This is a genomic window from Streptomyces liliifuscus, assembly GCF_016598615.1.
Classification (GTDB): domain Bacteria; phylum Actinomycetota; class Actinomycetes; order Streptomycetales; family Streptomycetaceae; genus Streptomyces; species Streptomyces liliifuscus.
Map to the genome: position 1 here is coordinate 6,905,858 of NZ_CP066831.1, position 26,234 is coordinate 6,932,091.

At 70.1% G+C, this 26,234-nt stretch carries 21 protein-coding genes; 12 read left to right on the forward strand and 9 right to left on the reverse strand.

The window, feature by feature from the left end:
- Positions 1-52: 52 nt before the first annotated feature.
- Complete coding sequence (locus tag JEQ17_RS29825; protein ID WP_200398029.1) at positions 53-856, reverse strand: endonuclease I family protein; 804 nt, start codon at positions 854-856, stop codon at positions 53-55.
- Between the two features lie 237 nt (positions 857-1,093).
- Positions 1,094-3,424: an ArnT family glycosyltransferase gene (locus tag JEQ17_RS29830; protein ID WP_200398030.1), complete on the reverse strand. Its 2,331-nt coding sequence runs from the start codon at positions 3,422-3,424 to the stop codon at positions 1,094-1,096.
- Positions 3,425-3,657: 233 nt separating this feature from the next.
- On the opposite strand from JEQ17_RS29830, the gene JEQ17_RS29835 reads away from it, so the two are divergent.
- The 8 genes from JEQ17_RS29835 (at position 3,658) to JEQ17_RS29870 (ending at position 14,740) form a co-directional block, all read left to right on the forward strand.
- Positions 3,658-4,419 (forward strand): hypothetical protein, encoded by a 762-nt coding sequence (locus JEQ17_RS29835; protein WP_200398031.1) that lies wholly within the window; start codon positions 3,658-3,660, stop codon positions 4,417-4,419.
- A 128-nt stretch (positions 4,420-4,547) separates the two neighbouring features.
- Entirely contained in the window at positions 4,548-5,465 is a 918-nt protein-coding gene (locus tag JEQ17_RS29840; protein ID WP_200398032.1) for a serine hydrolase, read from the forward strand.
- The gene (locus JEQ17_RS29845; RefSeq protein ID WP_200398033.1) at positions 5,462-6,061 is read left to right on the forward strand and encodes an AAA family ATPase; all 600 of its coding nucleotides are present in this window, start codon (positions 5,462-5,464) and stop codon (positions 6,059-6,061) included. Before JEQ17_RS29840 ends, JEQ17_RS29845 begins: the two co-directional genes overlap by 4 nt.
- 252 nt (positions 6,062-6,313) lie before the next feature.
- Positions 6,314-7,171 carry a calcium-binding protein gene (locus JEQ17_RS29850; protein WP_200398034.1) on the forward strand — a complete coding sequence of 286 codons (858 nt, stop codon included), beginning with the start codon at positions 6,314-6,316 and terminating at the stop codon, positions 7,169-7,171.
- Positions 7,172-7,811: 640 nt separating this feature from the next.
- Positions 7,812-8,828, forward strand: a complete 1,017-nt coding sequence (locus tag JEQ17_RS29855) for an esterase-like activity of phytase family protein (RefSeq protein WP_200398035.1) — start codon at positions 7,812-7,814, stop codon at positions 8,826-8,828.
- A 117-nt stretch (positions 8,829-8,945) separates the two neighbouring features.
- Entirely contained in the window at positions 8,946-12,671 is a 3,726-nt protein-coding gene (locus JEQ17_RS29860) for an ABC transporter ATP-binding protein (RefSeq protein WP_200398036.1), read from the forward strand.
- 90 nt (positions 12,672-12,761) lie between these two features.
- The gene (locus JEQ17_RS29865; protein ID WP_200401794.1) at positions 12,762-13,154 is read left to right on the forward strand and encodes a hypothetical protein; all 393 of its coding nucleotides are present in this window, start codon (positions 12,762-12,764) and stop codon (positions 13,152-13,154) included.
- 128 nt (positions 13,155-13,282) lie between these two features.
- Complete coding sequence (locus JEQ17_RS29870) at positions 13,283-14,740, forward strand: S28 family serine protease (protein WP_200398037.1); 1,458 nt, start codon at positions 13,283-13,285, stop codon at positions 14,738-14,740.
- A 63-nt stretch (positions 14,741-14,803) separates the two neighbouring features.
- On the opposite strand, the gene JEQ17_RS29875 is transcribed toward JEQ17_RS29870, so the two are convergent.
- On the reverse strand, positions 14,804-15,445 hold the full coding sequence (locus JEQ17_RS29875) for a hypothetical protein (RefSeq protein WP_234048418.1): 642 nt from the start codon (positions 15,443-15,445) through the stop codon (positions 14,804-14,806).
- 153 nt (positions 15,446-15,598) lie between these two features.
- Positions 15,599-17,410, reverse strand: coding sequence for a glycoside hydrolase family 3 protein (locus tag JEQ17_RS29880; RefSeq protein ID WP_200398038.1), 1,812 nt, complete (start codon positions 17,408-17,410; stop codon positions 15,599-15,601).
- 220 nt (positions 17,411-17,630) lie between these two features.
- Between JEQ17_RS29880 and JEQ17_RS29885 the strand changes: the two genes are divergently transcribed.
- The gene (locus tag JEQ17_RS29885) at positions 17,631-18,404 is read left to right on the forward strand and encodes a tetratricopeptide repeat protein (RefSeq protein WP_200398039.1); all 774 of its coding nucleotides are present in this window, start codon (positions 17,631-17,633) and stop codon (positions 18,402-18,404) included.
- A gap of 309 nt (positions 18,405-18,713) precedes the next feature.
- On the opposite strand, the gene JEQ17_RS29890 is transcribed toward JEQ17_RS29885, so the two are convergent.
- From JEQ17_RS29890 to JEQ17_RS29900, 3 genes are read right to left on the reverse strand one after another with little or no spacing between them, the layout of a single operon-like run.
- The gene (locus JEQ17_RS29890; protein ID WP_200398040.1) at positions 18,714-19,685 is read right to left on the reverse strand and encodes a hypothetical protein; all 972 of its coding nucleotides are present in this window, start codon (positions 19,683-19,685) and stop codon (positions 18,714-18,716) included.
- Positions 19,685-19,870, reverse strand: coding sequence for a DUF397 domain-containing protein (locus JEQ17_RS29895; RefSeq protein ID WP_200398041.1), 186 nt, complete (start codon positions 19,868-19,870; stop codon positions 19,685-19,687). The genes JEQ17_RS29890 and JEQ17_RS29895 overlap by 1 nt, the downstream gene beginning before the upstream one ends.
- A complete protein-coding gene (locus tag JEQ17_RS29900) occupies positions 19,867-20,685 on the reverse strand; it encodes a helix-turn-helix domain-containing protein (protein WP_200398042.1) in 819 nt (272 codons plus the stop codon). The genes JEQ17_RS29895 and JEQ17_RS29900 overlap by 4 nt, the downstream gene beginning before the upstream one ends.
- A 229-nt stretch (positions 20,686-20,914) precedes the next feature.
- Here JEQ17_RS29900 and JEQ17_RS29905 point away from each other — a divergent pair, with 229 nt between their 5' ends.
- Entirely contained in the window at positions 20,915-21,271 is a 357-nt protein-coding gene (locus JEQ17_RS29905; protein ID WP_200398043.1) for an ATP-binding protein, read from the forward strand.
- A gap of 50 nt (positions 21,272-21,321) precedes the next feature.
- On the opposite strand, the gene JEQ17_RS29910 is transcribed toward JEQ17_RS29905, so the two are convergent.
- Positions 21,322-22,122 (reverse strand): sugar phosphate isomerase/epimerase family protein, encoded by an 801-nt coding sequence (locus tag JEQ17_RS29910; RefSeq protein WP_200398044.1) that lies wholly within the window; start codon positions 22,120-22,122, stop codon positions 21,322-21,324.
- Positions 22,123-22,462: 340 nt separating this feature from the next.
- Here JEQ17_RS29910 and JEQ17_RS29915 point away from each other — a divergent pair, with 340 nt between their 5' ends.
- The gene (locus tag JEQ17_RS29915) at positions 22,463-23,890 is read left to right on the forward strand and encodes an alkaline phosphatase family protein (RefSeq protein WP_200398045.1); all 1,428 of its coding nucleotides are present in this window, start codon (positions 22,463-22,465) and stop codon (positions 23,888-23,890) included.
- Positions 23,891-24,140: 250 nt separating this feature from the next.
- Here JEQ17_RS29915 and JEQ17_RS29920 read toward each other — a convergent pair whose 3' ends face one another.
- The gene (locus JEQ17_RS29920; RefSeq protein ID WP_200398046.1) at positions 24,141-25,076 is read right to left on the reverse strand and encodes a bifunctional helix-turn-helix transcriptional regulator/GNAT family N-acetyltransferase; all 936 of its coding nucleotides are present in this window, start codon (positions 25,074-25,076) and stop codon (positions 24,141-24,143) included.
- A gap of 161 nt (positions 25,077-25,237) precedes the next feature.
- On the opposite strand from JEQ17_RS29920, the gene JEQ17_RS29925 reads away from it, so the two are divergent.
- A complete protein-coding gene (locus tag JEQ17_RS29925) occupies positions 25,238-26,071 on the forward strand; it encodes an aldo/keto reductase (RefSeq protein WP_200398047.1) in 834 nt (277 codons plus the stop codon).
- Positions 26,072-26,234: the final 163 nt, after the last annotated feature.

Genomic DNA, 26,234 nt, shown 5'->3' on the forward strand with positions numbered 1-26,234 from the left:
GTGTGCGGGGAGTTCAACCGCCGTTCAACCGCCTCGGATCGGCCCGGACGGTCTACCAGATCGCCTCGACCCACTCGGGGTGGTCGATGAACGGGTTCCGGTTGCCCTGGTAGTTCGAGTAGATGAGCTCGTTGCGGCGCTCCTCGAAGGCGCTGGGCGGGTCCGCCTCGTTCCACTGCTTCAGGACCGAGAGGCGGCCGTGGTACGGGACGCTGCCGTTGGAGACCGAGTCGTTGGGCTCCAGGTCCTCCCACGCGTCGTCGCCCTCGTAACGGACGGCCATGTAGAGGATCATGCGGGCCACATCGCCCTTGACGGCGCTGCGGGGCTCGAAGGAGTTCGAGTCGGTGAGGCTGCCGCCGCTGTTGGTGAAGCTGCTGCCGCCGTTGTCGAAGTCCTTGTTGCCGCGGATGCTGTTGACCTGGACGTCCTCGGGGCGCAGGTGGTGCAGGTCCGTGCCCGGGCCGGCGGAGGTGCCGAAGTCGCCGTGCGACTGGGCCCACGTGTGCTCACGGTTCCAGTTGCCGGTCGCGCCGCCGTTGAGGGACTTGCTCCGCGAGATGCCGGAGTACAGCAGAACCACGTTGCTGCTGTTGTTCGGGTCCTGGTCGGTGACCTTGAGCGCGTTCCAGACCGCGGAGTACGAGATCGTGGTCTGGTCGCTGATGATCGAGTGCAGCGAGCTCTTGAGGGCCGTGCCGGTCTTGCCGATCGCGCCCGCGTAGTACGTGTCGTCGTACGCGGTGGTAGTTGCCGCGGCGGGGGTCGCGGCGACCGTCGGGAGCGTGAGGCCGACGAGGACGGCGGAAACGCCTACCGCCAGCGCCTTCCAACTGCCTTTGTGCGCAACGGACATGGGGGTGCCCTTTCCCGGGAACGGCACGCGCCGGGACGCGGGATCCTGCTCAACGGGCCCGCGTTCTACGCGTGTTGACACTTCGGTCAATCGGGAGCGTGACATGGACATGGGGTCGCTCGTGTAACCGGGAGGAGGCGTTTGTGTGACGTTCTCGCATACGACGCAACCCCTGGCCGTTGCCGGTCCAGGGGCTGCGAAGAGCGAGGGTTCTCCCCAATTGGGGGAGGGATTGCCCTAGTTGACGTCCGAGGCGTCCAGGCGGTAGAGCGCCTGGGTGTTCTGGGAGTCGGTGCTGTCAGAACTGTTGGTGCTGTCGGTGCCGTCGGAGTCGGTGGAGGTCTCGGACGACGCGTCGCTGTACTCGCTCGCCTTCACCGCCGTCGCGTGTTCCTGCACCCACGCGGTCACCTCGGAGCTGGCGCTGTCGCCGCCGCCCCTGCCCCCGCCGCCTCCGCCCATGCCGCCGCCGAGCACGATGTAGTGCAGCTCGCCCTTCTTCACGAGCTCCTTCAGCTTGGCGAGGGTCATGGCCTTGTCGCTGCCGGACCAGCCCCACATGGAGATGACGGGCTGCTTCGTGCTGACGATCAGCTGGGCCGCGTTCTGCGAACTGGACACCGCCACCAGCCACTTGGCGCCGTCGCGGTGCTTCTCCAGGTACGTGACCATCGCGCTGTCGGCGCCACCGCCGGGTCCGCCGCCCATGCCGCCACCGCCGCCCATGCCGCCGGGCCGGGAGGTGGCGTCGCCGCCCTGCTCGCCCGTGCCGGAGGTGCCGTTCGGCGGGGTGCCGGTCTGGCCGCCGCCCTGTTCCTGGCCGTTCTGCTGCCGGCCGTCCTGTTCCTGGCCGCCGCCGGGCTGTCCGCCGTTGGGGGCGCCACTGGGCGGGGTGCCCGTCTGGCCGCCGCCCGGGGCCTCGCCACCGGCCTGCTGGTTGCCTTGCTGCTGGCCGCCCGGGGCCTGGCCGCCACCGCCGCCGGGGAAGCCGCCCCGGCCGCCACCGCCGCCGGGTCCGCCGCCCATGCCGCCACCCGTGCTGGGGCCGGCCGTCGGGTTCGTACCGCTCATGCCGCCGCTCGAACCCGCGGTCACCGAGGCCGCGTAAGCCGTCGGGCCCGCGAGGGAGGCGGCGACGGCCGCGGTCAGGGCGACGGCGAGCAGCCGTACGCGCCGGCCGGACCAGAAGAGGAAGAGCCCGGCGATCGCCAGGACCATCACCGCGGCGATCGTCGGCCACAGCCACGAGTTCCAGTCGGAGGCCCGGCGCAGGAGGACGACTGCCCAGATGCCGGTGGCGGCGAACGCGGCGGGCAGGACCCACAGCCACTTCTTGTCGGTGCGGAAGGCGTGCAGGAGCATCAGCCCGCCGCCTCCGCACAGCGCCGCGATGCCGGGGGCGAGGGCGGTCGTGTAGTACGGGTGCATCGTGCCCTCGGCGAGGCTGAAGGTGAGGTAGTGCAGCGCGGTCCAGCCGCCCCACAGCACCAGCGCGGCCCGCGTCAGGTCCGTACGAGGAGCGCGGCCGCGCAGTACGAGACCGCCGACGAGCGCGATGGCGGTGAAGGGGAGCAGCCAGGAGATCTGGCCGCCGAGCACCTCGTTGAACATCCGGCCGATCCCGGCGGTCCCGGAGAAGCCGCCTCCGCCACCGCCTCCACCGCCGCCGTTGCCCTCGCCGCCGAGGACGCGGCCCAGGCCGTTGTAGCCCATGATCAGGTTCCAGGCGGTGCCGTCCGTCGAGCCGCCGATGTACGGCCGGTCGGCGGCGGGCACCAGCGACACGGCCGCCGCCCACCAGAAGCTGGAGACGGCGAGGGCGACCGCGGCGATCGCGAGGTTGCGTATCCGGCGCAGCAGGCCGCCCCGGGCCGCGTACAGGTAGACCGCGAAGACGGCGGGCAGGGCGATGTACCCCTGGAGCATCTTGGTGTTGAAGGCGAGGCCGAAGCAGACGGCCGAGCCGACGAGCGGCAGCAGCCTGCCGTTGTGGACGGCGCGCAGGGCCAGGGCCGCGCCCGCGACCATCAGGAAGACGAGCAGGGTGTCCGGGTTGTTGTCGCGGTTGATGGCGACGGTGATCGGAGTGAGGGCGAGGACGAGCGCGGCGACGGCCGCGGCGCCGTGGCCCCAGACCCGCTTGACCGACGCGTGCAGGATCCAGATCGTGCCGAGGGCGGAGGCGACCAGCGGCAGCATCATCTGCCAGGTGCCGTACCCGAAGACCCGGCAGGACAGCCCCATCACCATCAGGACGACGGGCGGCTTGTCGACGGTGAGGAAGTTCCCGGCGTCCAGCGACCCGAAGAACCACGCCTTCCAGCTCTGTGTGCCGCTGAGCACGGCGGCGCTGTAGAAGCTGTTCAGGCTGGACGAGGAGAGGTTCCAGGAGTACAGTACCCCGGCCAGGACCATGATCGCGACCAGCGCGGGAAGCGACCAGCGGGGTGGCTTCCCGGGCCGCGCGCCGGACTCGGCGGGGGGCGGGGAGGAGGCGGCCCGGTCTGCTGCGGGGGCGGCCTGGGCGGCCTCGGGGGCGTGGGGGTACGGATCGGTGGCAGATGTCACGCGTGCATCGTGCGAGGGCGGTGTGGGCGAGGGCTGTGGTGAACCTGGGGCCCGGCTGTGAGTGGGGGAAGGGAGGTCCCATGGAAGCGTATGAACACGTAAAGAGGCGGACGGTCACAGAGGGGGCCGCCCTGTAACAGTTACCGGCGGTTCATGCAGGCTGTGAAACAGGAGTGGCCGGCGATGAACCGGCTTGCCGCGTACGACGTTTGACGGGTTGAGATCAACAAGCAATGACGCCGAAAGGGCACCCCGACATGTCGCTCAGCCGCACCCGCTCCCGTACGCTCGCCGCCGTCGGTCTCCTGGCCGCCACGGGGCTGTTCCTCACCGCGTGCGGCCCCGAGGACTCCGCAGGCGCGGAAGCCTCCTCTCCTGCCGGTGCCTCGGCCTCTCCCGGTGCCTCGTCTCCTGCCGCCTCCGGTTCTCCCGCGGCGTCCGGTGGCGCCGACGCCTCCGAGCCGCCGGCGGGCTCGGACGGTACGTTCTCCGGCACGTTGACGTTCCTGGCGCCGGGCAAGCTGCTGGTCGGGGAGCGTGCCTTCTGGGTCGCGGAGGACACGGTGATCCAGGGTGCCGGGATCTGTGGTGACCCCGAGACCGCGGGGGCGGAGAACTGCACCGCCGACCAGTTGGACGACACCGCGAAGGCCGGGAACACCAAGGCCGAGGTGTCGATCGAGAAGGGCATGGCGACCAAGGTCTTCGCCGCGGAGGGCGGGGGCGGCGACTCCTCGGAGAAGCCGGCGGGTTCGGACGGTACGTTCTCCGGCACGTTGACGTTCCTGGCGCCGGGCAAGCTGCTGGTCGAGGAGCGTGCCTTCTGGGTCGCCGAGGACACGGAGATCACGGGCGGCGACATCTGCGGCGACCCCGAGACCGCCGGGGCGGAGAAGTGCACCGCCGATGATCTCGACGCCGCCGCCGAGGCCGGCAACCTCACGGTGGAGGTGACGATCAAGAAGGGGATCGCGGAGCAGGTCACCCAGAAGTAGCCGGGGCTTCAAGGCCGCCCAATTCCCCTTCCGAGAAGACGCGTACAACCCCCAGCCGTTCCGGTGAGTCGAGAGAGGCGAGTGTGCCGAGGCGCGCTCGTTCGTACCCAAGGGGATGGAAGAACTCGATGACTCACCGGATATCCCGGCGTACCCGTGTGTTCTGTGCGGGCCTCGGTGCCGGGGTCCTGGTGCCGCTGACCGTGGCCGTGACACCGGCGACCGCGGCCGCGACACCGCAGGCGACCTGCACGTCGAACCAGTCGGCCCTGGCGACCAAACTGCAGAAGGACATCACCACGGCCCTCGCGAACCGCAGGGGCACCGTGGCCGTCGGTCTCCACGACCGGAGCACCAACACCACCTGCACGCTGAGACCGACGCAGGCCTACGACTCGGCCAGCATCGTCAAGGTGACCGTCCTCGCCGCGCTTCTCTGGGACGCCAAGAAGCACAACCGCTATCTCACCCAGCGGGAGTCCGATCTGGCCACCGCCATGATCACCAAGTCGGACAACGCGGCCACGACCAAGCTCTGGAACCAGCTGGGCACCACGAAGGTGAAGGGCTTCCTCACCGCGGCCGGCATGACCCGGACCAAGCCGGGGGCGAACGGCTACTGGGGCCTCACCCAGATCACGGTCCAGGACGAGCAGAAGCTCCTCGCGCTGCTCACCGCCAGGAACGCGGTTCTGAGCGACAACTCCCGGGCCTACGTGCTCAAACTCATGGGCAAGGTCGTCACCTCGCAGCGCTGGGGCACACCGGCGGGAGCCCCCTCCTCCGTCGCCGTCCATGTGAAGAACGGCTGGCTGTCCCGCTCCACGCACGGCTGGCGGGTCCACAGCGTGGGCACCTTCAACGGCGCCGGCCACGACTACACGATCTCGATCCTGACCCACGGCAACAGCACCATGAACTACGGCGTGACGACGATCCAGGCCGTGGCCAAGGCCATCCACAAGGACCTCGTGCCGACCAGAGCGCAGCGGTACACGCCCACGACCGACCCGCAGGAGGCCTTCCCGGCGGTGCCCGCTTCATGATCATCTGGCTCAACGGCGCCTTCGGCGTCGGCAAGACCACGACCGCCCGGCACCTCACCACCCTCCTCCCGGACTCCAGGCTCCTGGACACCGAACAGGTCGGCTACATGCTCCGGCACGTCCTGGGGAGGCCGGCCCGCGACTTCCAGGAATTCCCGCCGTGGCGCGGTCTCGTCGTGGAGACCGCGCGTCAGGTGCTCGACCATGTGGGCGGCACGCTGGTCGTCCCGCAGACCGTGCTGGAGAAGCCGTACTGGCGTGAGATCCGCACGGGACTGGTCCAGGCGGGCATTCCCTTACGCCACTTCGTCCTCCACGCCGACCACAACACGCTCGTCGAACGCATCCAGAACGACACGGACCCGGAGAGCATCGGTGCCCGCGGGAGGCGCCTGGACCATCTCCATGACTACGACGAGGCGCTGCTCTGGCTGCGCGGGGAGGCCGAGTTGATCGACACCACCGGCATCCCGCCGGCCGCGGTCGCGAAACTCGTCATGACGACGGTCCGGCATCAGGGCGCCTCCACGATGAGGGAGAACGTTCACCCGGGCTTCCTCGGAAGCTCACCAAGGAGTGCTAGAAACCCCCGCTGACCTGCGGAGTCCGGCAAAAAGAAGCGATTTTCCGGGGCAACCCTCGGCCCCGGTCCGCTGTCTGAATGGGTGATCGGAAACAACACCTGCCACACCCGTCACGGACAGTACGGACCGCACCGGCCGCACAGGTCGCACCGGCTGTCCGATCGCCGTTCGCCGATCGCGGTGAGGGCGCCGACGACTTCACCGGCGTCCTCACCGCCGATTCCGACTCCGTTCAGCACGCACTCCACGAAGGGTCTCTTTCGCATGCGCGTTTTACGAAGCATCGCCGCCACCTCCACCCTCGTACTGGCTCTGGGAGGAGCCGTACTCGCCGCGCCCACCGCCCAGGCGGACACAGCGGCCTCCACGGCCACCGTCGAGCGCTATGACGGCGCGATCTGGTACCGGGCCGCCGCCGGACAGGTGAACGACCTGCGGATCTCCACCAAGGTGATCGACGTCGACCCGAACGAGTTCGGCGGCGACTACCTCGTCACCTTCCGGGACAAGTTCGAGATCACCATCGCCAGCACGGACGTGTGTACGTACCCCTCGGCGACCGACCGCACCGTCGTCGAGTGCGTGGAGCCCGAGCCCCTGGGGTCCGACGACTCGGACATCTACGACGTCGACCTCGGTGACCTCGACGACACCGTGACGGTCGGCGACGACGTCTTCACGCAGGGCACCCTCGACGGCGGCCCGGGCAACGATGTCATCCGCGGCAAGGGCGCGAACGTCCTCAAGGGCGGGGACGGCGACGACCACCTCGAAGGCGTCGACGGCGTCTGGGTCAACGGCTCCTTCGGCGAAGCCGGCAACGACACCATCCTCACCGGCTGCGCGTACCACTGCAGCGGCGGCGCCGGGAACGACGTCCTCACGGTGACCGGCGAGGACGACCTCGGCTACACCACCCTGTACGGCGACGACGGCAACGACATCGTGCGCGGCAGCTCCGGCAACGACACCCTCTACGGCGGCCGGGGCAACGACACCCTGTACGGCCTGGCGGGCGACGACACGATCTTCGGCAACACCGGCGACGACGTGATCCACGGCGGCGCGGGCAACGACACGCTCTCCGGCGGCGCGGGCAACAACAAGGTCTACCAGGACTGAGACCCAGGACTCGACCGGAGCCGCGCGGCCACCGACACCCACGCGACTCCGGTTCCTGGCCCCCGGCCTGCGACTCCGGTTCCCGGCTCCCAGCCCCCGGTCTCCGGCTCCCGGCCCCCCTGCCCTGGCCCTGGCCCCCGGTCCCGGCTCCCGGCTCCCGCCCCCCGGCCTCCGGCCCTCGACCCCCGGCCTCCGGCCCTAGGCCCGGGCCCGCGGCCTCCGACCCCCGGCCCCGGCTCGCGGCCTCCGGTTCCCAGCCCTCGGCCCCCAGCCCTCGGCCCTCGACCCCTGCCCTCGCCCCCGGCTCCCGGCCCCCTGCCCTCGCCCCCGGCCCTCGACCCCTGGCCTCCGGCCCCCGGCCCCTGGCCTCCGGCCCCCGGCCCCCGGCCCTCGACCCCCGGCCTCCGGCCCTCGACTCCGGCTCCGGCTCCCGGTCCCGGTCCCTCGGTCTCGGCTCCCGGTCTCGGCCCCCGGGCCCCGGTCCCGGTCCCGGCCCCCGACCCCACTCCCGATTCCAGCCCCCTGACCCCGCCCCCTGACCCCGCCCCCGCCCCCTGAAAAGCTCCAACTCCCGCTCCCGCTCCCTGGAATTAACGGTCAGTACCCTCCCCCTCAACCCGCCTCCGCCTACCGTGACGCCATGCGTCTGAGACCACTTCTTGCCACCGTCACGGCCGCCCTGGCGGCGGCCGCCTGTCTTACCGCGGCAGCGCCCGCCAATGCCCAGCGCGGCAATGCCTGTTCGCCCTCCGTCTCCATCGAGAGCTTTTCCGACGGGCTCGACAAGACGACGTACGAGGGCACGTTCGTCGGCAACTTCTCCGCGCTCGCAGTGGACCGCGACGGCAGGATCGCCGCGGTCTCGGACCGGTCCGCCCTCTTCACGCTGGACCGCAGGACCCTGCGGCCCGCCTCCGTCGTCCCGCTCGCCGACGAGACCGGTGCCGCGCTCGACTCCGAGGGCCTGGCCGTGGACCGCGACGGCACCCGCCTGATCGCCTCCGAGACCGAGCCCTCCGTACGCCGCTACGCCCGCGACGGCCGCATCCTCGACCGCCTCCCCGTACCGGACGCCCTCAAGGTCGCCCCCGCGGGCCGCGCGACCACGAACCAGACCTTCGAAGGGCTCACCTTCCTCCCCGGCCGCCACACCCTGCTGGCCGGCATGGAGGGCTCCCTTGCGGGAGACACCACGGGCATCGTCCGCTTCCAGACCTGGGAGCGGCAGCGCGGCCACTTCGCGCTCGACGCCCAGTACGGCTACCGCACCGACACCGGTCTGAACGTCTCCGAGACCACGGCCACCCCCGACGGCCGCCTCCTCGTCCTGGAACGCGGCTTCACCGCGGGCGTCGGCAACACGGTCCGCCTCTACCTCGCCGATCTGCGCCGCGCCACAAACACGTCCGGCATCGACAACCTGACCGGCCAGAGCGGCGTACGTCTCGCCCGTAAGACCCTGCTCGCCGATCTCGTGAACTGTCCTTCACTCGGCGCCCAGGCCAAGCAGCCCCAGCCCAACCCGCTCCTCGACAACATCGAGGGTCTCGCGGTCACGGGCGGCGGTCACGGCCGTCTGAACCTGCTCCTGGTCAGCGACGACAACCAGAACCCGGTCCAGATCACCCGCTTCTACTCCCTCCGGGTCCGCCTCTGACCACCTCTCACCGCTGCCCCGAACAGGCCCCGATTGTTGCGGAGGGATGAAATCCCCTCCCGTCCGCGTTGGTGCCTTCCGGACGATCAGGATCGACTGGACGGATGGAAGGCACTCGTGGCAACGCAGCGGGGATGGGCACGACGGCTGGCCGGGTACGCCTGGCGGTACCCGAAGGACGTCGTGCTCGCGCTGGGCGCCTCGCTCGTGGGCATGGCCGTCATGGCCCTGGTCCCGCTGGTCACCAAGGTGATCATCGACGACGTCGTCGGGGACCACACGCGGGGCATGGCCCCCTGGGCCGCCATGCTGATCGGCGCCGGAGTCGTCGTCTACGTCCTCACCTACATCCGCCGCTACTACGGCGGCCGCCTCGCGCTCGACGTCCAGCACGACCTGCGCACGGAGATGTACGGCACGATCACCCGCCTCGACGGCCGGCGCCAGGACGAGCTGTCGACCGGCCAGGTGGTGGGCCGCGCGACCAGCGACCTCCAGCTCATCCAGGGCCTGCTCTTCATGCTCCCGATGACCGTCGGGAACGTCCTGCTCTTCGTGATCTCCCTCGTGATCATGGCCTGGCTGTCGCTGCCGCTCACCCTGGTCGCCCTCGCCGTCGCCCCGGCCCTGTGGGTCATCGCCAAGCGCAGCCGCTCCAAGCTCCACCCAGCCACCTGGTACGCCCAGGCGCAGGCCGCCGCCGTGGCCGGCGTCGTGGACGGCGCGGTCAGTGGCGTACGCGTGGTCAAGGGATTCGGCCAGGAGGACCAGGAGACCGGCAAGCTCCGCGAGATCGGCCGCAAGCTCTTCGCGGGCCGCCTGCGCACGATCCGGCTGAACTCCAAGTACACCCCCGCGCTCCAGGCGGTCCCGGCCCTCGGGCAGGTGGCCATGCTGGCCCTCGGCGGCTGGCTGGCGGTCAAGGGCCAGATCACCCTCGGCACCTTCGTGGCGTTCTCCGCCTACCTCGCCCAGCTCGTCGGACCCGTCCGCATGCTCGCGATGGTCCTCACGGTCGGCCAGCAGGCGAGGGCCGGAGCCGAACGCGTCCTGGAGCTGATCGACACCGAGCCGTCGATCAAGGACGGTACGAAACCGCTGCCCGCCGACGCCCCCGCGACCGTCGAGTTCGACGACGTGTCCTTCGCCTACGAGGACAGCCGCCCGGTCCTGGACGGCCTCTCGTTCGAGATCCGCGCGGGCGAGACCCTCGCGGTCGTCGGCTCCTCGGGCTCCGGCAAGTCCACGGTCTCCCTCCTGCTGCCCCGCTTCTACGACGTGACCAGGGGCGCGGTCCTCATCGGCGGCCACGACGTGCGCGAGCTGACCGTCGACTCGCTGCGGGCCGCGATCGGGCTCGTCCCCGAGGACTCCTTCCTCTTCTCGGACACCGTCCGTGCCAACATCGCGTACGGCCGCCCCGAGGCCACACAGGAAGAGGTCGAGAAGGCGGCCCGGGCCGCCCAGGCGGACCGCTTCATCGCCGCCCTGCCCGACGGCTACGACACCAAGGTCGGCGAGCACGGCCTCACCCTCTCCGGCGGCCAGCGCCAACGTGTGGCCCTGGCCCGCGCGATCCTCACCGACCCCCGCCTGCTGGTCCTGGACGACGCCACCTCGGCCGTGGACGCCCGCGTGGAACACGAGATCCACGAGGCCCTCAAACAGGTCATGGCAGACCGCACCACACTCCTGATCGCCCACCGCCGCTCCACCCTGAACCTCGCCGACCGCATCGCGGTCCTCGACGACGGCCGTCTCGCCGACATCGGCACGCACAAGGAACTGACCGAGCGCTCACCGCTCTACCGGCGCCTGCTCACCGACCCGGACGAGCTGGGCGGCGTATCACCCGGTCACGCCCGGCCGACCTGCCCGCAGGAGGACACCTCCGTACGGGACGAGCTGGACGCCGAGTTCGACGCCGAGCGGGGCGTCACCCCGCACCTGTGGACGGGCGACCGCGAGCCCAAGGACACCGCTCTCGACGGATCGCCCGCGACCCCCGAACTCCTCGCCCAGGTCGACGCGTTGCCCCCGGCCACCGACATTCCGCAGATCGACGAGGCGCGCGCGGTCACCCCGGAGGAGTCGTACGGCCTGAGGCGTCTGCTGCGCGGCTTCGGGCTCCCGCTGCTCGTCAGCCTCGGCCTGGTCGCCGTGGACGCGGGCATGGGCCTGCTTCTGCCGGTCCTGATCCGGCACGGCATCGACCAGGGCGTCTCCGAGGTCGCCCTCGGCGCGGTCTGGGCCGCGTCCGCGCTCGCGCTGGTGACCGTCGTCGTCCAGTGGGTGGCGCAGACCGGCGAGATCCGCATGACCGGCCGCACCGGCGAACGCGTCCTGTACTCACTGCGTCTGAAGATCTTCGCCCAGCTCCAGCGCCTCGGACTCGACTACTACGAGCGGGAGTTGACCGGCCGGATCATGACCCGGATGACGACGGACGTGGACGCGCTGTCCACGTTCCTCCAGACGGGCCTGGTCACCGCGTTCGTCTCGGTCGTCACCTTCTTCGGCATCATGGTCGCCCTGCTGGTCATCGACGTGGGCCTCGCGCTGGTTGTTTTCCTGACGCTGCCGCCGCTGATCATCGGCACGTTCTTCTTCCGCCGCTCCAGCGTGAAGGCGTACGAACTCGCCCGTGAGCGCGTCTCCGTGGTGAACGCGGACCTCCAGGAGTCGGTGTCCGGGCTGCGGATCCTCCAGGCGTTCCGCCGCGAGGGCGCGGGCGGCAAGCGGTTCGCGGAGGGCAGCGACAGCTACCGCCAGGCCCGTATTCGCGGTCAGTGGCTGATCTCCATCTACTTCCCGTTCGTACAGCTGCTGTCGTCGGTGGCGGCGGCCGCGGTGCTGATCGTGGGCGCGGGCCGGGTCGACGCGGGCACCCTCACCACGGGTGCGCTGGTGGCGTACCTCCTCTACATCGACCTGTTCTTCGCGCCCGTGCAGCAGCTCTCGCAGGTCTTCGACGGATACCAGCAGGCGACCGTCTCGCTCGGCCGGATCCAGGAGCTGCTCCAGGAGCCGACGTCGACGAAGGCCGCTGACGAGCCGCTCGAAGTCCTGTCCCTGCGCGGCGAGATCGCCTTCGAGGATGTGGACTTCGCGTACGGCGACGACGAAGAGGCCCTCAGCGAGGTCTCGTTGAGCATCCCGGCCGGGCAGACCGTCGCGTTCGTCGGTGAGACGGGCGCCGGGAAGTCGACCCTCGTCAAGCTCGTGGCCCGCTTCTACGACCCGACCGGCGGCCGGGTCACCGTCGACGGCACCGATCTGCGCTCCCTCGACATCACGTCCTACCGGCACCGTCTGGGCGTCGTCCCGCAGGAGGCGTACCTCTTCCTGGGCACGGTCCGGGACGCCATCGCGTACGGGCGTCCGGACGCGACCGACGCCGAGGTGGAGGCGGCGGCCCGCACGGTCGGCGCGCACGACATGATCGCCACGCTGGACGGCGGCTACCTCCACGAGGTCGCCGAGCGCGGCCGCAACCTCTCCGCCGGGCAGCGGCAGCTGATCGCGCTGGCCCGCGCCGAACTCGTCGACCCGGACATCCTGCTCCTCGACGAGGCCACCGCCGCCCTCGACCTGGCCACCGAGGCCCAGGTCAACCAGGCCACCGACCGTATCGCGGGCCGCCGCACCACGCTGGTGGTCGCCCACCGGCTGACCACGGCCGCCCGCGCGGACCGTGTCGTGGTGATGGCCGACGGCCGGGTCGCGGAGGACGGCACGCACGACGAACTGCTCGCCCGGGACGGCCGGTACGCGGAGCTGTGGCGGACGTTCGTGGGGGAGCCCGACCAGGACACGGCCGCGACCGTCGGTACGCCGACGTGACCCGGTGGCCCCTTCCGCGCAACCATTCGCCGTACGTCATGCGTCCGTACATCAGTACGCCGATTGCTGCGGGCCGTGGAAGGGACACCAGTGGACATGGGCGTGATACGCCGACGTCTGGCGCTCGGCACCGCCCTGATGACCGCGTCGGGGCTGCTGGCGCTCGCGGGCCCGGGGGTGGGTGACGCCTCGGCGGCGAGCCCGTGCTCGGGGCGGAAGGTGCGCACGGTGCCCTTCTCCACCGGGTACGTGCAGGTCTACAAGAAGCGCGGCTACGTCTGCGCGGTGACCCGTCCCAAGAAGGTGGGCGCCCGCAAGTACATGATGGTGAGCGTGCGGGCGTGGGGGAACCAGGCGGTCCCCAACGAAGGAATGTTCAAGAAGTACGCGGGCCCGGTGAAGGTGCACGCCGGCAACCGCTGTGTGTGGATCAAGGGCGCCGTCGGCTCGGGCTCGGTGAGCACGGGCTGGATCCTCTGCTGAACGGACACTCCCGGCCGAGTTGTGCGATCTTCGTGCCATCCTGTCCGTAATGCACCCAACATCCCCTGGTGCGACAGCAGTTGCTCCGCTAGGTTCCGGCGGACATCTGCGTATTCAGGGGAGAACGCATGCGCAAAACGCTCAGATGGCTGTTGTCTCTCGTGGTGCTGATAGGCACCGTGAGCACGGCCGGGGCGGCCACCGCCGCCCAGCCGGACGCCACCGGCACGAATGTCGTCACCGACGACGCGGCGGACATCAAGGACCGGCTCCTCGCGATACCGGGCATGAGCCTGATCGAGGAGAAGCCCTACACCGGCTACCGCTTCTTCGTCCTCAACTACACCCAGCCCGTCGACCACCGGAAGCCGTCCAAGGGCACCTTCCAGCAGCGGATCACCGTGCTGCACAAGGACACGGCCCGCCCGACGGTCTTCTTCACCGGCGGCTACAACGTCTCCACGACCCCGCGCCGCAGCGAGCCGGCCCAGATCGTGGACGGCAACCAGATCTCGATGGAGTACCGCTTCTTCACTCCGTCCCGGCCCGCGCCGGCCGACTGGAGCAAGCTGGACATCTGGCAGGCCGCCAGCGACCAGCACCGCATCTTCAAGGCGCTCAAGCCGATCTACGACAAGAAGTGGATCTCCACCGGCGGCTCGAAGGGCGGCATGACCGCCACCTACTTCGAGCGCTTCTACCCGCGTGACATGGACGGCGTCGTCGCGTACGTCGCCCCCAACGACGTGGTGAACAAGGAGGACTCGGCGTACGACCGGTTCTTCGCGAAGGTCGGCACCAAGGAGTGCCGCACCCGGCTGAACGCGGTGCAGCGCGAGGCACTCGTCCGCCGTACGTCGCTGGAGAAGAAGTACAAGGAGGTGGCCGCGGCCGAGGGCTACACCTTCAACACCATCGGCAGCCTGGACAAGGCGTTCGAGGCCGTCGTCCTCGACTACGTCTGGGGCTTCTGGCAGTACGCGCAGGCGGCCGACTGCAACGAGGACGAACTGATCCCGCCGAACGCCAAGACCGCGACCGACGACCAGATCTGGAACTCGATCGACACGATCTCCGGCTTCTCGTTCTACACGGACCAGGGCCTGGACCCGTACACGCCGTACTTCTACCAGGCGGGTACGCAGCTCGGCGCGCCGACCATCGTCTTCCCGCACATCGAGAAGAAGTACATCCGCTACGGCTACCTGCCGCCGCGGAACTTCGTGCCGCGCGACATCTCCATGAAGTTCCAGCCCGGCGCCATGCACGACGTCGACGCGTGGGTGAAGCGCAACGCGAACCAGATGCTGTTCGTGTACGGCCAGAACGACCCGTGGGGTGCCGAGCCGTTCCGCGTCGGCAAGGGCGCGCGTGACTCGTACGTCTTCACGGCCCCCGGCATGAACCACGGCGCCAACGTCGCGGGCCTCGTCCCCGACCAGAAGGCGCTCGCCACGGCCCGGATCCTGGAGTGGGCGGGCGTCGCCTCCGCCGCCGTCCAGGCCGACCCGGACAAGGCGAAGCCGCTGTCCAAGTACGACTCGAAGCTCGACAAGCGCAAGGTGGAGCGCCAGCTCAGGCCGTAACCGGCCGACGCGGCAATCGCCCTGCCGCGCCCGTCCGGTGGAGTCCTCGGGGAGATCCCGGGGCTACACCGGGCGGGCGCAGCCCACCGGCTTCGGCCCGCCCAGCTGGACGTACAACGCCGTCGAGGCAGGGCAGCCGGTGCGCTTCTCCACCGCCGCGGTCACCTTGAACTCCGGCGCCTTCTTGCCCGTGCTGTCGCACGACGTCTCACGGACCTCGCCCTCGCCCGCGCTGTAGACACAGTCGCCCACGATGGTGCGGGGACCCCCGCCGCCGCCCGGGTCGCCCGGATGCGGGGCCTCCAGATTGCGCATACAGGCGTAGCCCTGCGGGACCGCGCCGTCGCCGTCCTCGTCGGCCGAGGGCTTCTGCTCGCTGATGTGCAGCACGAAGTCCGTGGTGGCGGGGCAGGGCGGACCCTCGCCGACCTTCCCGTCGTGCCGCGCGACCACCCGTGCCGCCGCCTTCTCGCTGGAGCACGGCACCTCGGTGAACGACTCGCGCCCGAACGAACTGCACTCGTCGATCGCGAGGAACACCACCCCGTATCCCGAGGCCCGCGTCGGAGCCGGAGTCGTCTCGTCCAGCTTGCGCTCCTCGGTCCCGGACGACTGCTGGCACCCCGTGAGCGCCGCCGCCACCAGCATCAGCAGCCCGCACACCATCCCCGTACGACGTGCTCCCACGCCCCGTCCATCGCGCATGGCGCTCCCCCCGATCCCCCGGCCCAGCGTGACCCGTCGCGGCGGGCCCCGCCAGGCGTACGGGGTGCTTTGCGTCAGTTGGGGGCGGTGCGCCGGGTGTGCGGCGTAGGTCCCGTACGTCAGGCCCAGTAGGCGGGGCCCGATACGTGGGAGCTAGTACCTCAGACCGTGCCCGACGGGGTACAGCACCTCCGTCGGCTTGTCCGCCTTCTGCACCGGCACCGGCAGTTCGCCCACCGGGTCGGCACGCCCCGCGAGCACGCGCACGGCGGCGCGCAGCTCGACGTCCGTCCAGGAGTACGCCGCCAAGTAGGCCTTGACATCGGGCAGTTGGGCCACGTCGTACGGATTGCGAATGGCGAGCGCGACCACCGGGCGGCCGGTGCCGAGCAGCTGGTTCACGAGCGTCCGCTGACTGGAGGCGGCCGTGACGTTGTACGTCCCCACGAGCACCGCGTCCACGCCCTGGGCCGCCGCGACGGCCTTCGCGATGGTCGCGTCGGTGGGGGCCGTGCCCGTGGAGAGAACAGTCGCCGTGAAGCCCAGCTCGGTCAGCGCGGCGCCGAGCACGGTCGTGGGCGGCCCGGTGGTGCCGGACGGCGAGGCGGGATCGGCCCCGACGACAAGAACCCTCCGATGCGTACGACGCGAAAGCGGCAGCAGCCCCCCGGAGTTGACGAGAAGAGTCGTGGTCCGCTCGGCGATGCGATCGGCGGCCTTGAGATGCGACGAGATCCCCACGACCCGGTCCACCCCGCGCCGAGTGACATACGGATCCTTCAGCAGCCCCAGCTTGGCCTTCAGCCGCAGCACCCGCAGGATCGATTCGTCGAGGCGCGCCTCCGTCAGCTCACCACCACGGACGGCCTGGAGGACCGCGTTCCAGGCGATGTCCAGCTTCGGCGGATTGAGGAGTTGATCGACACCGGCCTTGAGCGCGAGCACGGGCACCCGGTCGTCCCCGTACTTGGTCCGTACGCCCTCCATGCCCAGCGAGTCCGTCACCACGACCCCGTCGTAGCCGAGCCGCTCGCGCAGGATGCCGGTGAGGATGGGCCGGGAGAGGGTCGCCGGATCGCCGGACGGATCGAGCGCCGGAACCATGATGTGCGCGGTCATGATCGAGTCGATCCCGGCCGCGACGGCGGCACGGAACGGCGGCGCGTCGAGCTCGGCCCACTGGGCCTCGGTGTGCTCGATGACGGGGAAGCCGTAATGACTGTCGGTCTCGGTGTCCCCGTGCCCCGGGAAGTGCTTGGACGTGGCGGCGACCCCGGCGCTCTGATACCCCTTCACCTGTGCGGCGACCAGCCCCGCCACCGCCTGGGGATCGGCGCCGAAGGACCGTACGCCGATGACCGGGTTGGCCGGGTTGACGTTCACGTCGGCGACCGGCGCGTAGTCCTGCCTGACGCCCATCGCGCGCAGTTCGGCCCCGCCGATCCGCCCCGCCGTCCGGGCGTCCGTGCGCGAGCCGCCGGCCCCGAGGGCCATCGCACCCGGGAAGAGCGTGGCGGGCTTGCCCACCCGGGCGACGATGCCGTGCTCCTGGTCGGTGGAGATGAGCACGGGCAGCCCGCGGGGCTGTTCCAGCGCGGCCTTCTGAATGCCGTTGCTCAGGTCCGCGATCTGGTGCGGGTCACGGGTGTTGTGCGCCCACCCGAAGTAGATGATCCCGCCGACCCGGTACTTCGCGATCAGCTCGACGGCATCGCGTACGCCGATCTCCTTGAGGTTGGCATCGATGTCGGCCTGGTCGGGCGCGGTCGCCGAGTGCCCGTACACCCGCATCACGAAGAGCTGCCCGACCTTCTCTTCGAGCGTCATACGGGAGATCAGGGCCCGGAGCCGCTTGTCGTCGTGCCTGCCGGTGTCGTCGTCCTCGGCCAGCGCCGGACCGCCGACGGCGACGACCGCCGCCGCGCCCGCGGTCGCCGCGAGCAGCGTACGTCTGGAGGTGTGCACGTGCGCTCCTTCCGGAGAGGGCCCGAAGGGCCCGTGGAGGGGCGAGTATGAAGGAAACTTCCAAGGAGTCACGGATATCCGGGAAATTTCTGCCAGTCAATAGCGCGGACAGCCGACACGGCGGATACACCCCGCCCGAGCCGTTCCCGCGAGGGTGCCCGAGGGCGGTCGCCGTACGCTTGAACCGGCGGCAGACGAGGGGACGGATGCCATGTCCGAAGTGCCACGCACGCAATGCGCCGAGACGATGAACGCGCTTCGCGAGGAGCTGCAACGGGCGGCGGAGGAGCGGTCGACGGAGGGGTTACGCACGCACCGGGCGGACGGGAACGGGCCGGTGGAGGACCGACCGGTGGAGGAACCACCCCCCGCCGCCGACCTGGTGTCGGACTTCGAGCGAACCCTGGCCGACCACGAACGCAAGCTGGGCCCGGACCACCCCGACACCCTGCGCGCCCGAAGCAACCTCGGCGGCGCCTGCCAGCAGGCGGGACACCAGGATCGCGCAGTGCGGCTGTTCGAGGAGACCCTGGCCGACGGGGAACGAGTCCTGGGGCCCGACCACCCCGACACCCTCACCTTCCGGAACAACCTCGCGGGCGGCCACGAGGCGGCGGGCGACCCTGCCCACGCGATCCCGCTCTACGAACAGGCCCTGGCCGGCCGTGAGCGCGTCCTCGGCCCCGACAACCTGCTCACACTGCAATGCCGGGACAACCTCGCCCGGGCCCACGAACTGACGAACGCCCCGGCCAATGCCGTTCCCCTCCACGAGCGGACCCTCTCCGACCGCGAACGCACACTGGGCCCCGGCCACCCCAACACGCTCCTCTCCCGCGGCAACCTCGCCTACACCCACCACAAGGCGGGCGACGGGCAGTTGAGCGCGGAGGGGTTCACGCACGCCCTGACCGACAGCGAGCGCCACCTCGGGCCCGACCACCCCGCGACCGAGCGCATCCGGCAGCTGCTGACCCACGTACGGAGTGCCTGACACAAGAGGGGCCGCCATCGGCGCTGTTGGAGGGGGGCGCGCCGATGACGGCGTGCTGCCGGCCGCAGGCGGCGGAGAGGGTAAGTCAGCGATCGCAGCCAGCAGCGAGGCCGACACCGCACTGCGGAGACTCATCCGACAGCATGCGAATTGGACGGCGGGTGGCGGGGATGGGTTCCCCGGATTCCGCTGATTCCCGGAAATTGGTACGGGTGGGCACGGGAGTGCACAACGGGGTTGGTGTGGTGCTGTTTTGGGCCGCCCGAACGCCGACGCGGTGGCGCTGATGTGATGGCGCCGACGTCGGTGTCACGCCACCGGGGCGGCGACGCGAGGATCCCGCGCGCCGAGGTCCCGGTACAGCACGGCGACCACTGAGCACACGAACGGCAGAACCACCAACGGCAGCAGGAGCAGGGCCACCGCCGTCGGAGTGATCAGGACCAGCACCCCGGTGATGTACGGGTTGTCGTCGCTCAGCCACAGCATGCCGAGGCCCAGCACGTGCGCGACGGGAGCCGCCGCGTACCGCAGGACGACGAACGCGAGCACAACGGCGGCCGCGAGCAACAGCCCGATGCCGTACGTCTTCCAGGGCGCCCTCTTCGTCAGCGCCCAGGCACGTCGTACCGCCGCCTTGGACGAGGAGTTCTCGGTCACCAGCGCGGCGGTGGCCACGCAGTGCCGGAAGTACACGAACAGGGCGAGCACCGCGACGGTGATCGGCAGAACCCCGCCCACCAGCCGGTACTGCCAGGTCGCGGTATCACCCACCAGCGTCCGCTCGACACCCGGCACTTCCCCCGAGTCCGCGAGGACGGAGATCATGAGCGCCAGAAAGCCCACAGCTCCGACGCGCAGCCAGATCCGCCACTGCACCCAGTAGGCGACCCCGACGTGCGGACGCATCCGCGCCCACAAAACACGCACGGTCAGGGCCTGTTGACCCTCCTCCGCGGTGTGCTCGAAGGCCACGGTGTACGCGGTCTGCAACACGGCGACAACTGCCGCGGCGAGGGCCAGCAGCAGCACGGTGACGCCCGCGCCGACCTGCTGCAGGTTCTCCATCGTGCCGTCGATGTACGCCGCGATGGGGTCCTCGTAGGCGACGTCCTGGTCCGCACTCCTCCGCACCTCCTCGAACGTCCCCCACGACAGCAGGAACCCGGCCCCCACGACCACGCTCCCCACGAGGGTGGCGAGGCCGGTCACGAGCAGCGTGAGCCGGTAGAGGGGCCGCCAGGTGAGACGGAGATTGCGGAGGGCTTCGCGGATAAGCATCAGAGCTGCGGGCTGGTCCTTACCTCGGCTATGAAGGCGTCCCAGGCGGCGGGGGAGACGCGGAGGGAGGGGCGTGCGATGTCTTTGGAGTCACGAATGTGGATGGCGGAGGTGGTGGCCACCTCTACGCAATCACCGCCACTGGAGTCGCTGTAGCTGCTTTTGAACCATGTCAGTTGGGTCATAGCTCACCTGCCAACTGCTCGATCAGGACGGCGGTTTCCTCCGGCCGGAGGGCCTGACTTCTGATCATCGCATAGCGGCGCGCCAGAGCCCCGACGTCTTCCGGCTTGGATACGAGGGTGCTCTGTCCGTTGCCCTCCATGTACACAAGGGTGGAATTCTCGGGCGTCTCGATCAGCTTCATCTGCCCCTGCAAGCCCGCATGTCCCGCCATGCTCATCGGCATCACCTGAAGAACCACGTTGGGGCGTTCGGCGCAGGCGAGGAGGCACGCATACTGGGCGCGCATCACTTCGAGCCCCCCGATCCGGCGTCGCAGCGCGGCCTCTTCGAGGATCACGCTCAGCACGCACGCGGGCTTCCGGTCCAGCAATGCCTTCCGTTCCATACGAGCTGCGGTCAGCTGATTGATCTCCTCCTCGTCCAGCGGGGGGAACGCGGACCCCAGCACAGCACGGGCGTAGGCCTCGGTCTGTACGAGTCCGTCGATGAGCTGCGTGCAGTACGAGGAAACGCTCAACGCCTCCTGCTCAAGCTGAACGAACCCCTGAAAGTGGGCGGGATAGCGCTCCAGGCGCAAATACTTGGCCGCCGCCGCAATCACCCCACCCGCCTCCAGCGCCTTCTCCGCAGCCTCGATGAACTCGTCCGTCGCCGGTTTCGCGCACGTCTCCACGGCGCTCACCGCGGCCCCCGTATAAGCCATCCGCTCGCCCAACTCGGTTTGCGACAACCCCGCCTTCGTACGCAGCATCCGCAGGACCTCCGCGAAATACTGCGCGGCAGGTGACGACGAGTTCTTCTTGGGTTGCGCCATCGCGAACCTCCCCCTTCACACGGCCACCGTGCTCAACACGCCTCAACGCCAATCAACGTCGGCCCGCACGGAGTTACCTCCCGCAGGCGTCGACGCTCGGTCACTGGTGACGGTAGCCACCAGGGCCGACAGTGTTCCTGTGAACACAGAAAGTGACGGAGTAAACCTCCGAGACTTGCGAGACGTCCGCGACCTCCGGGTCCGGACCTGGCGGCGCAGGCTCACACCGGTGACCCGCTCCGTGCCGGAGGCCCGCCGCGGGGCCAGGTCCGTACTCGCGGAATGGCGGATCCCGACCGACGCGGCGGAGGCGATCGAACTGATCGTGTCGGAGCTGTCGACGAACGCGGTACGCCACGCCCGCGTCCCCGACCGCTTCTTCGAGGTGGCACTCACCTACGACGGCGAGAAGGCGGTGGAGATCGAGGTCTCCGACGCGTCGCCCCGCCTCCCGGAACCCCAAGTAACGCCCCTGGAGGCGGAGTCGGGCCGGGGCCTGCCCCTCGTGGCGGCCCTGGCGGAGAGCTGGGAACTCAGAGCCAGAGTGATCGGCAAGACGGTATGGGCGAGGGTGCGCACACAGTAGGCACGTTCATGAACGCCCGCCGGCGTCCAGCCGTGCCCCCCCCGCGCGCCCTACGCCGACTCGTTCAGCAAGCGAGCCAGATGCTCCCGCCCCGCTCCCAGCAACCCCTCCAGCGGAGCCGCGCCCTCGTACCACCGCTTCTCGTACTCCCAGCACAGCCAGCCGTCCCAGCCCTCGCGGGAGAGGAGTTCGACGCACTCGGTGAGGGGGAGGACGCCCGTGCCGAGCGGCAGCGGGGTCGTGTCGTCGGCGGAGGCGATGTCCTTGACCTGGATGTAGCCGAGGTGCGGTGAGAGCGCGGCGAAGCTGGCCGGGGGCTGTTCGCCGCCGAGCCAGGTGTGCATGACGTCCCACAGGGCGCCGGCCTGGCGGTGACCGACGAGGCCGAGGACGCGGATCGCGTCGGCGCCCGTGCGGTGCGAGTCGTGGGTCTCCAGAAGGATGCGTACGCCCAGGTCGGCGGCGTACTCGGCGGCGGTGCCCAGACGGCGGGCGGCCGTGGCGTCGGCCTCCTCGGGGCTCTGGTCGGGGTCGCCGCCGGGGAAGACGCGGATGAAGGGGGCGCCGAGGTCCCGGGCCAGGTCGAGGAGTCCGCGGATCTCGGCGATCACGGGGCCGTCGTCGCCCGGCGCCGCGACGCGCGCGTACCCGGCGAGGCCCAGGATCTCGACGCCCGCGGCCTTGAACTCGGCAGCCACGTCGGCCCGTTCGGTGAGGTCGATGCCGGGGTGGACCGGCTCCTCGGGATGCGCGCGCAGCTCGACACCGTGATAGCCGTGCGTGGCGGCGAGCCGCACCACGTCGCTGATCGGGAGTCCGGGAACGCCGAGGGTGGAAAAGGCGAGCTTCATGAGTCGGACAGTACCCGCCACTCGTGATCTGTCACTCCCGCGTGCCGCGCGGGTCAGGACATCGGTTCCGGGCAGTGCTGCCCGGCCCCTCGACCGGCACCTCGCGGCGCCCCCGACCCATGTACGACCCATCCGTCCGCCAAGTCCCGGCAACGGCCCGGCAATGCCCCGACCTGGCATGTCATGGCTTGGCCAACCCCTTTCCACCCGTTTCTCACTTGTTCACCGGAGGCCCCTGATGTGCCATGCCGAACCGGGCGGAGAGTGATCGGCGGCCCGGTGCTCTCCGTCACGGGCCCACGCCACTCCGCAGAGCCCATTGGCTCAAGAAGGGGCAATCATGCCCGAGTTGACTCGTCGTAGACTCCTCGGTTCCGCCGCCGGCGCGGTGGGCGGCGCCGCGGCCCTCACTCTCCTCCCGCCCAGCGTGCAGAAGGCCGTCGCGGCCGGACCGCCGCGGCGTGGCTCGCTCCGCGACATCGAGCACGTAGTGATGCTGATGCAGGAGAACCGTTCCTTCGATCACTACTTCGGCACGCTGTCCGGGGTGCGCGGCTTCGCGGACCCGCACGCGCTGAAACTCGACAACGGCCGTTCGGTCTTCTACCAGCCCGACGCCGAGAACCCGAAGGGCTATCTGCTGCCCTTCCACCTCGACACCCGTAAGTCGAGCGCGCAGGCGATACCGTCCACCAGCCACGCCTGGTCGGTCCAGCACGAGGCCTGGAACAACGGCAAAATGGACCGCTGGCTGCCTGCCCACCGCAAGGCGGACGGCGTCAACGGCCCGTACGTCATGGGGTATTACACCCGCGAGGACATCCCCTTCCAGTTTGCCCTCGCCGAGACCTTCACCATCTGTGACAACTACTACTGCTCGGTGTTCGGCCCGACCTGGCCGAACCGTCTGATGTGGATGACGGGCACGATCGACCCCGGCGGGCAGCAGGGTGGCCCGATCCTCAGCAACGTGGCGCCGACGCCGTACCGCTGGACGACGTACGCCGAGCGGCTCCAGGCGGCCGGGATCAGCTGGAAGGTGTACCAGCAGGACGACGACTACGGCTGCAACATGCTGGAGCAGTTCGCGTCCTTCAGGAACGCGGCACCGGGCTCGGACCTCTACGAGCGCGGCGTACGCCCCCAGCCCGAGGGCACCTTCGAGGACGACGCCCGCAACGACCGCCTGCCGACGGTCAGTTGGATCATGCCGACGAGCTTCCAGTCGGAACACCCGGACTACCTGCCCGCCGCGGGCGCGGACTTCGTCGCATCCAAGATCGAGGCCATCGCCTCCAACCCCAAGGTGTGGCGGAAGACGGCCTTCATCCTCAACTACGACGAGAACGACGGCCTGTTCGACCACGTGGCCCCGCCGACTCCCCGCGCGGGCGCGGCGAACGAGTTCGTCCAGGGTCTGCCGATCGGTGGCGGCTTCCGGGTCCCGGCGATCGTCATCTCGCCCTGGACAGTGGGCGGTTGGGTGGCGTCGGAGGCCTTCGACCACACCTCTGCCCTCCAGTTCCTGGAGAGCTTCACGGGTGTGGAGGAGCCGAACGTCAGCGACTGGCGCCGCGAGACGTTCGGCGACTTCACGTCCGCGTTCCGCTTCTCGCACGGCCGCCCGCGCGCGCCGCGTCTACCGGACGACACGGCGGAGCAGTTGGAACGGGCGAAGGAGGAGGTGGCGACCCTGCCGAAGCCGACGCTTCCTGGCGCCCGCCAGTCGTTCCCACGCCAGGAGAAGGGCCGCCGCCCGCACGTGTGACTCCGTCGGGGCCTGAAGGTCGGTGGTCGGCTGCGGGCCGGTGGGGGTTGGCCGCGCAGTTCCCCGCGCCCCTGGGTGGGTGGGGGTCGGTCGGGTGTCGACGGGCCGTCGTACTGGGCCGGGCGCGCAGTTCCCCGCGCCCCTAAAGGCAAAAGACTGCGCAGTTCCCCGCGCCCCTAAAGGCACAAGACTGCGCCATTCCCCGCGCCTCTGACGGGGCGCGCCCGGCCGACTTCCCCGGCCGCGGCTCTCAGCCTGCGCCATGCAGGTCCAGGCGCCAGTCCTGGCCGTTGAGGTCGGTGCCGAAGGAGCGGTGGGGTTTTTCGTCGACGAGGACGAAGCCGTGGCGCTGATAGATGCGGCGGGCGGACGTGAGGACGTCATTTGTCCACAGGACCATCTCCCGGTAGCCGACTCCGCGTGCGAACTCGACGCAGGCGCCCACGAGTTGATCGCCGATGCCGAGGCCGCGCGCGTCCGGTTCGACGAGCAGGAGGCGCAGCCGGGCGGCGCCGGGTGCCTCGTCCCGTACACACATCACGCAACCCACCGGACGACCGTCGAGCTCCGCGATCCACACCCGCTCCAGGTGCGGGTCGTGGTCCTCGGCGAAGTCGGCGACGATCCGGGCGACCAGGCCCTCGTAGTCGGTGTTGAAGCCGTACTCCGAGGCATAGAGCGCGGCGTTGCGCTGCACGACCCAGCCGAGGTCGCCGGGTCCCGGCTCGCGCAGCAGCACGTCCTCGCGACGCGGCGGACGACGACTGGCGTCGGAGAGAATCTCGCGGATGTCCCGCATGGCCTCGGCGAGCCGGGGCCGGTCTTCCGGGGGCACGGTGGAGAGCAGCGAGCCGACGGCCTCCCGCGAGCGCTCGTTCAGCAGATCGGCGGTCTCCCGGCCGCGGGCCGTGAGCGTGATCCGGCGCCGCCGGGTGTCCTTCTCCGACGGCGCGCGCTCGATCAGCCCGTCCTTCTCGAACTTCGCGAGCAGTCGGCTCAAGTAGCCGGAATCCAGACAGAGTTCACCGCGGAGGTCGGCCGCGTCCGTACGGGGCGAGTGGGCGAGTTCGTACAGCACGCGGGACTCCGTGAGCGTGTACGGGGCGTGGAGCTGGCGGCTGTAGTCGAGCGCGCCGATGAGGTTCGTGTAGAAGCGGTTGAAGGCACGGATCTCTTGAATGGTCATGACGTCCGGCACCTGCCTTTGACACCTGCCTTGTGGTTCACACATCGGGCTGGATAGCTGACTCAGTCAGAGATTATGCCCGCTGTGGCCGATAAGCGCACGGGTTTTTCCTTGCTGCCCGCGCTGTTAGCGTGGCCGTTCGAACGAGGGGGGACTCGTAGATGACGACCACATCGAGCACGTTCCGTATCGGCGGGGACCTGGAGGTGGGGCGGCTCGGTTTCGGGGCGATGCACCTGTCCACGGAGCCGGCAGACGCACGCGAGACCGCCATCGCAGTGGCCCGGCGGGCCGTCGAACTCGGAGTGACACTGATCGACACGGCGTACATGTACGGCGGCGGCGCCAACGAGGAACTCCTGGCCGAGGCCCTGTACCCGTACGCGGACGGGCTGCTGGTCACCACCAAGATCGGCCTCGAACGGTCGGAGGCGTCGGGCGAGTGGGAGCTGGACGGCCGCCCGGAGGCCCTGCGGACCCAGGTCGACCGAGCCCTGCGCCGTCTGCGCGTGGAACGCATCGAACTCCTGCAACTGCACCGCATCGACCCGGCGACTCCGCTAGCCGACCAAGTCGGCGCACTGCGGGACCTCCGGGACGAGGGCAAGGTGGGCCGGATCGGCCTGTCCGAGGTGACAGTCGACGAACTTGACCAGGCCCGAAAGGTCGTGGACATCGCAAGCGTCCAGAACCGGTACAACTTGCTCGACCGCGAGCATGAGCCGGTGCTGGACGCCTGCGCGGCGGCGGGCATTGCCTTCTTGCCCTGGCGGACCGTGGCGTGGGGTACGTCGGGGGACAGGGCCGAGATCGCGGCGATCGCAGCCGAACTCGATGCCACGCCCACCCAGGTCGCCCTCGCCTGGCTCCTCGCCCACTCCCCGGCCGTCCTGCCGATTCCCGGCACGGCCCGCCTCTCCCACCTGGAGGAGAACATCGCGGCCGCCGAACTCCGCCTCAGCCCGGGACAACGGGCTCGCTTGGACGCGCTCTAGCACCCTGCGGGCCGTCGGTTTTCTGGCTGCGGCCCGGTGGGGGGGTGCTCGCGCCGTTTCCCGCGCCCCTGAACGCCAAAAGATTTCGCTGGTTCCCGCGTTCGTTCCCAGGCGGACTTGTCCGGTTGGTCATGTGCGGGGCCGGATGACGGGGGCGGCGAGT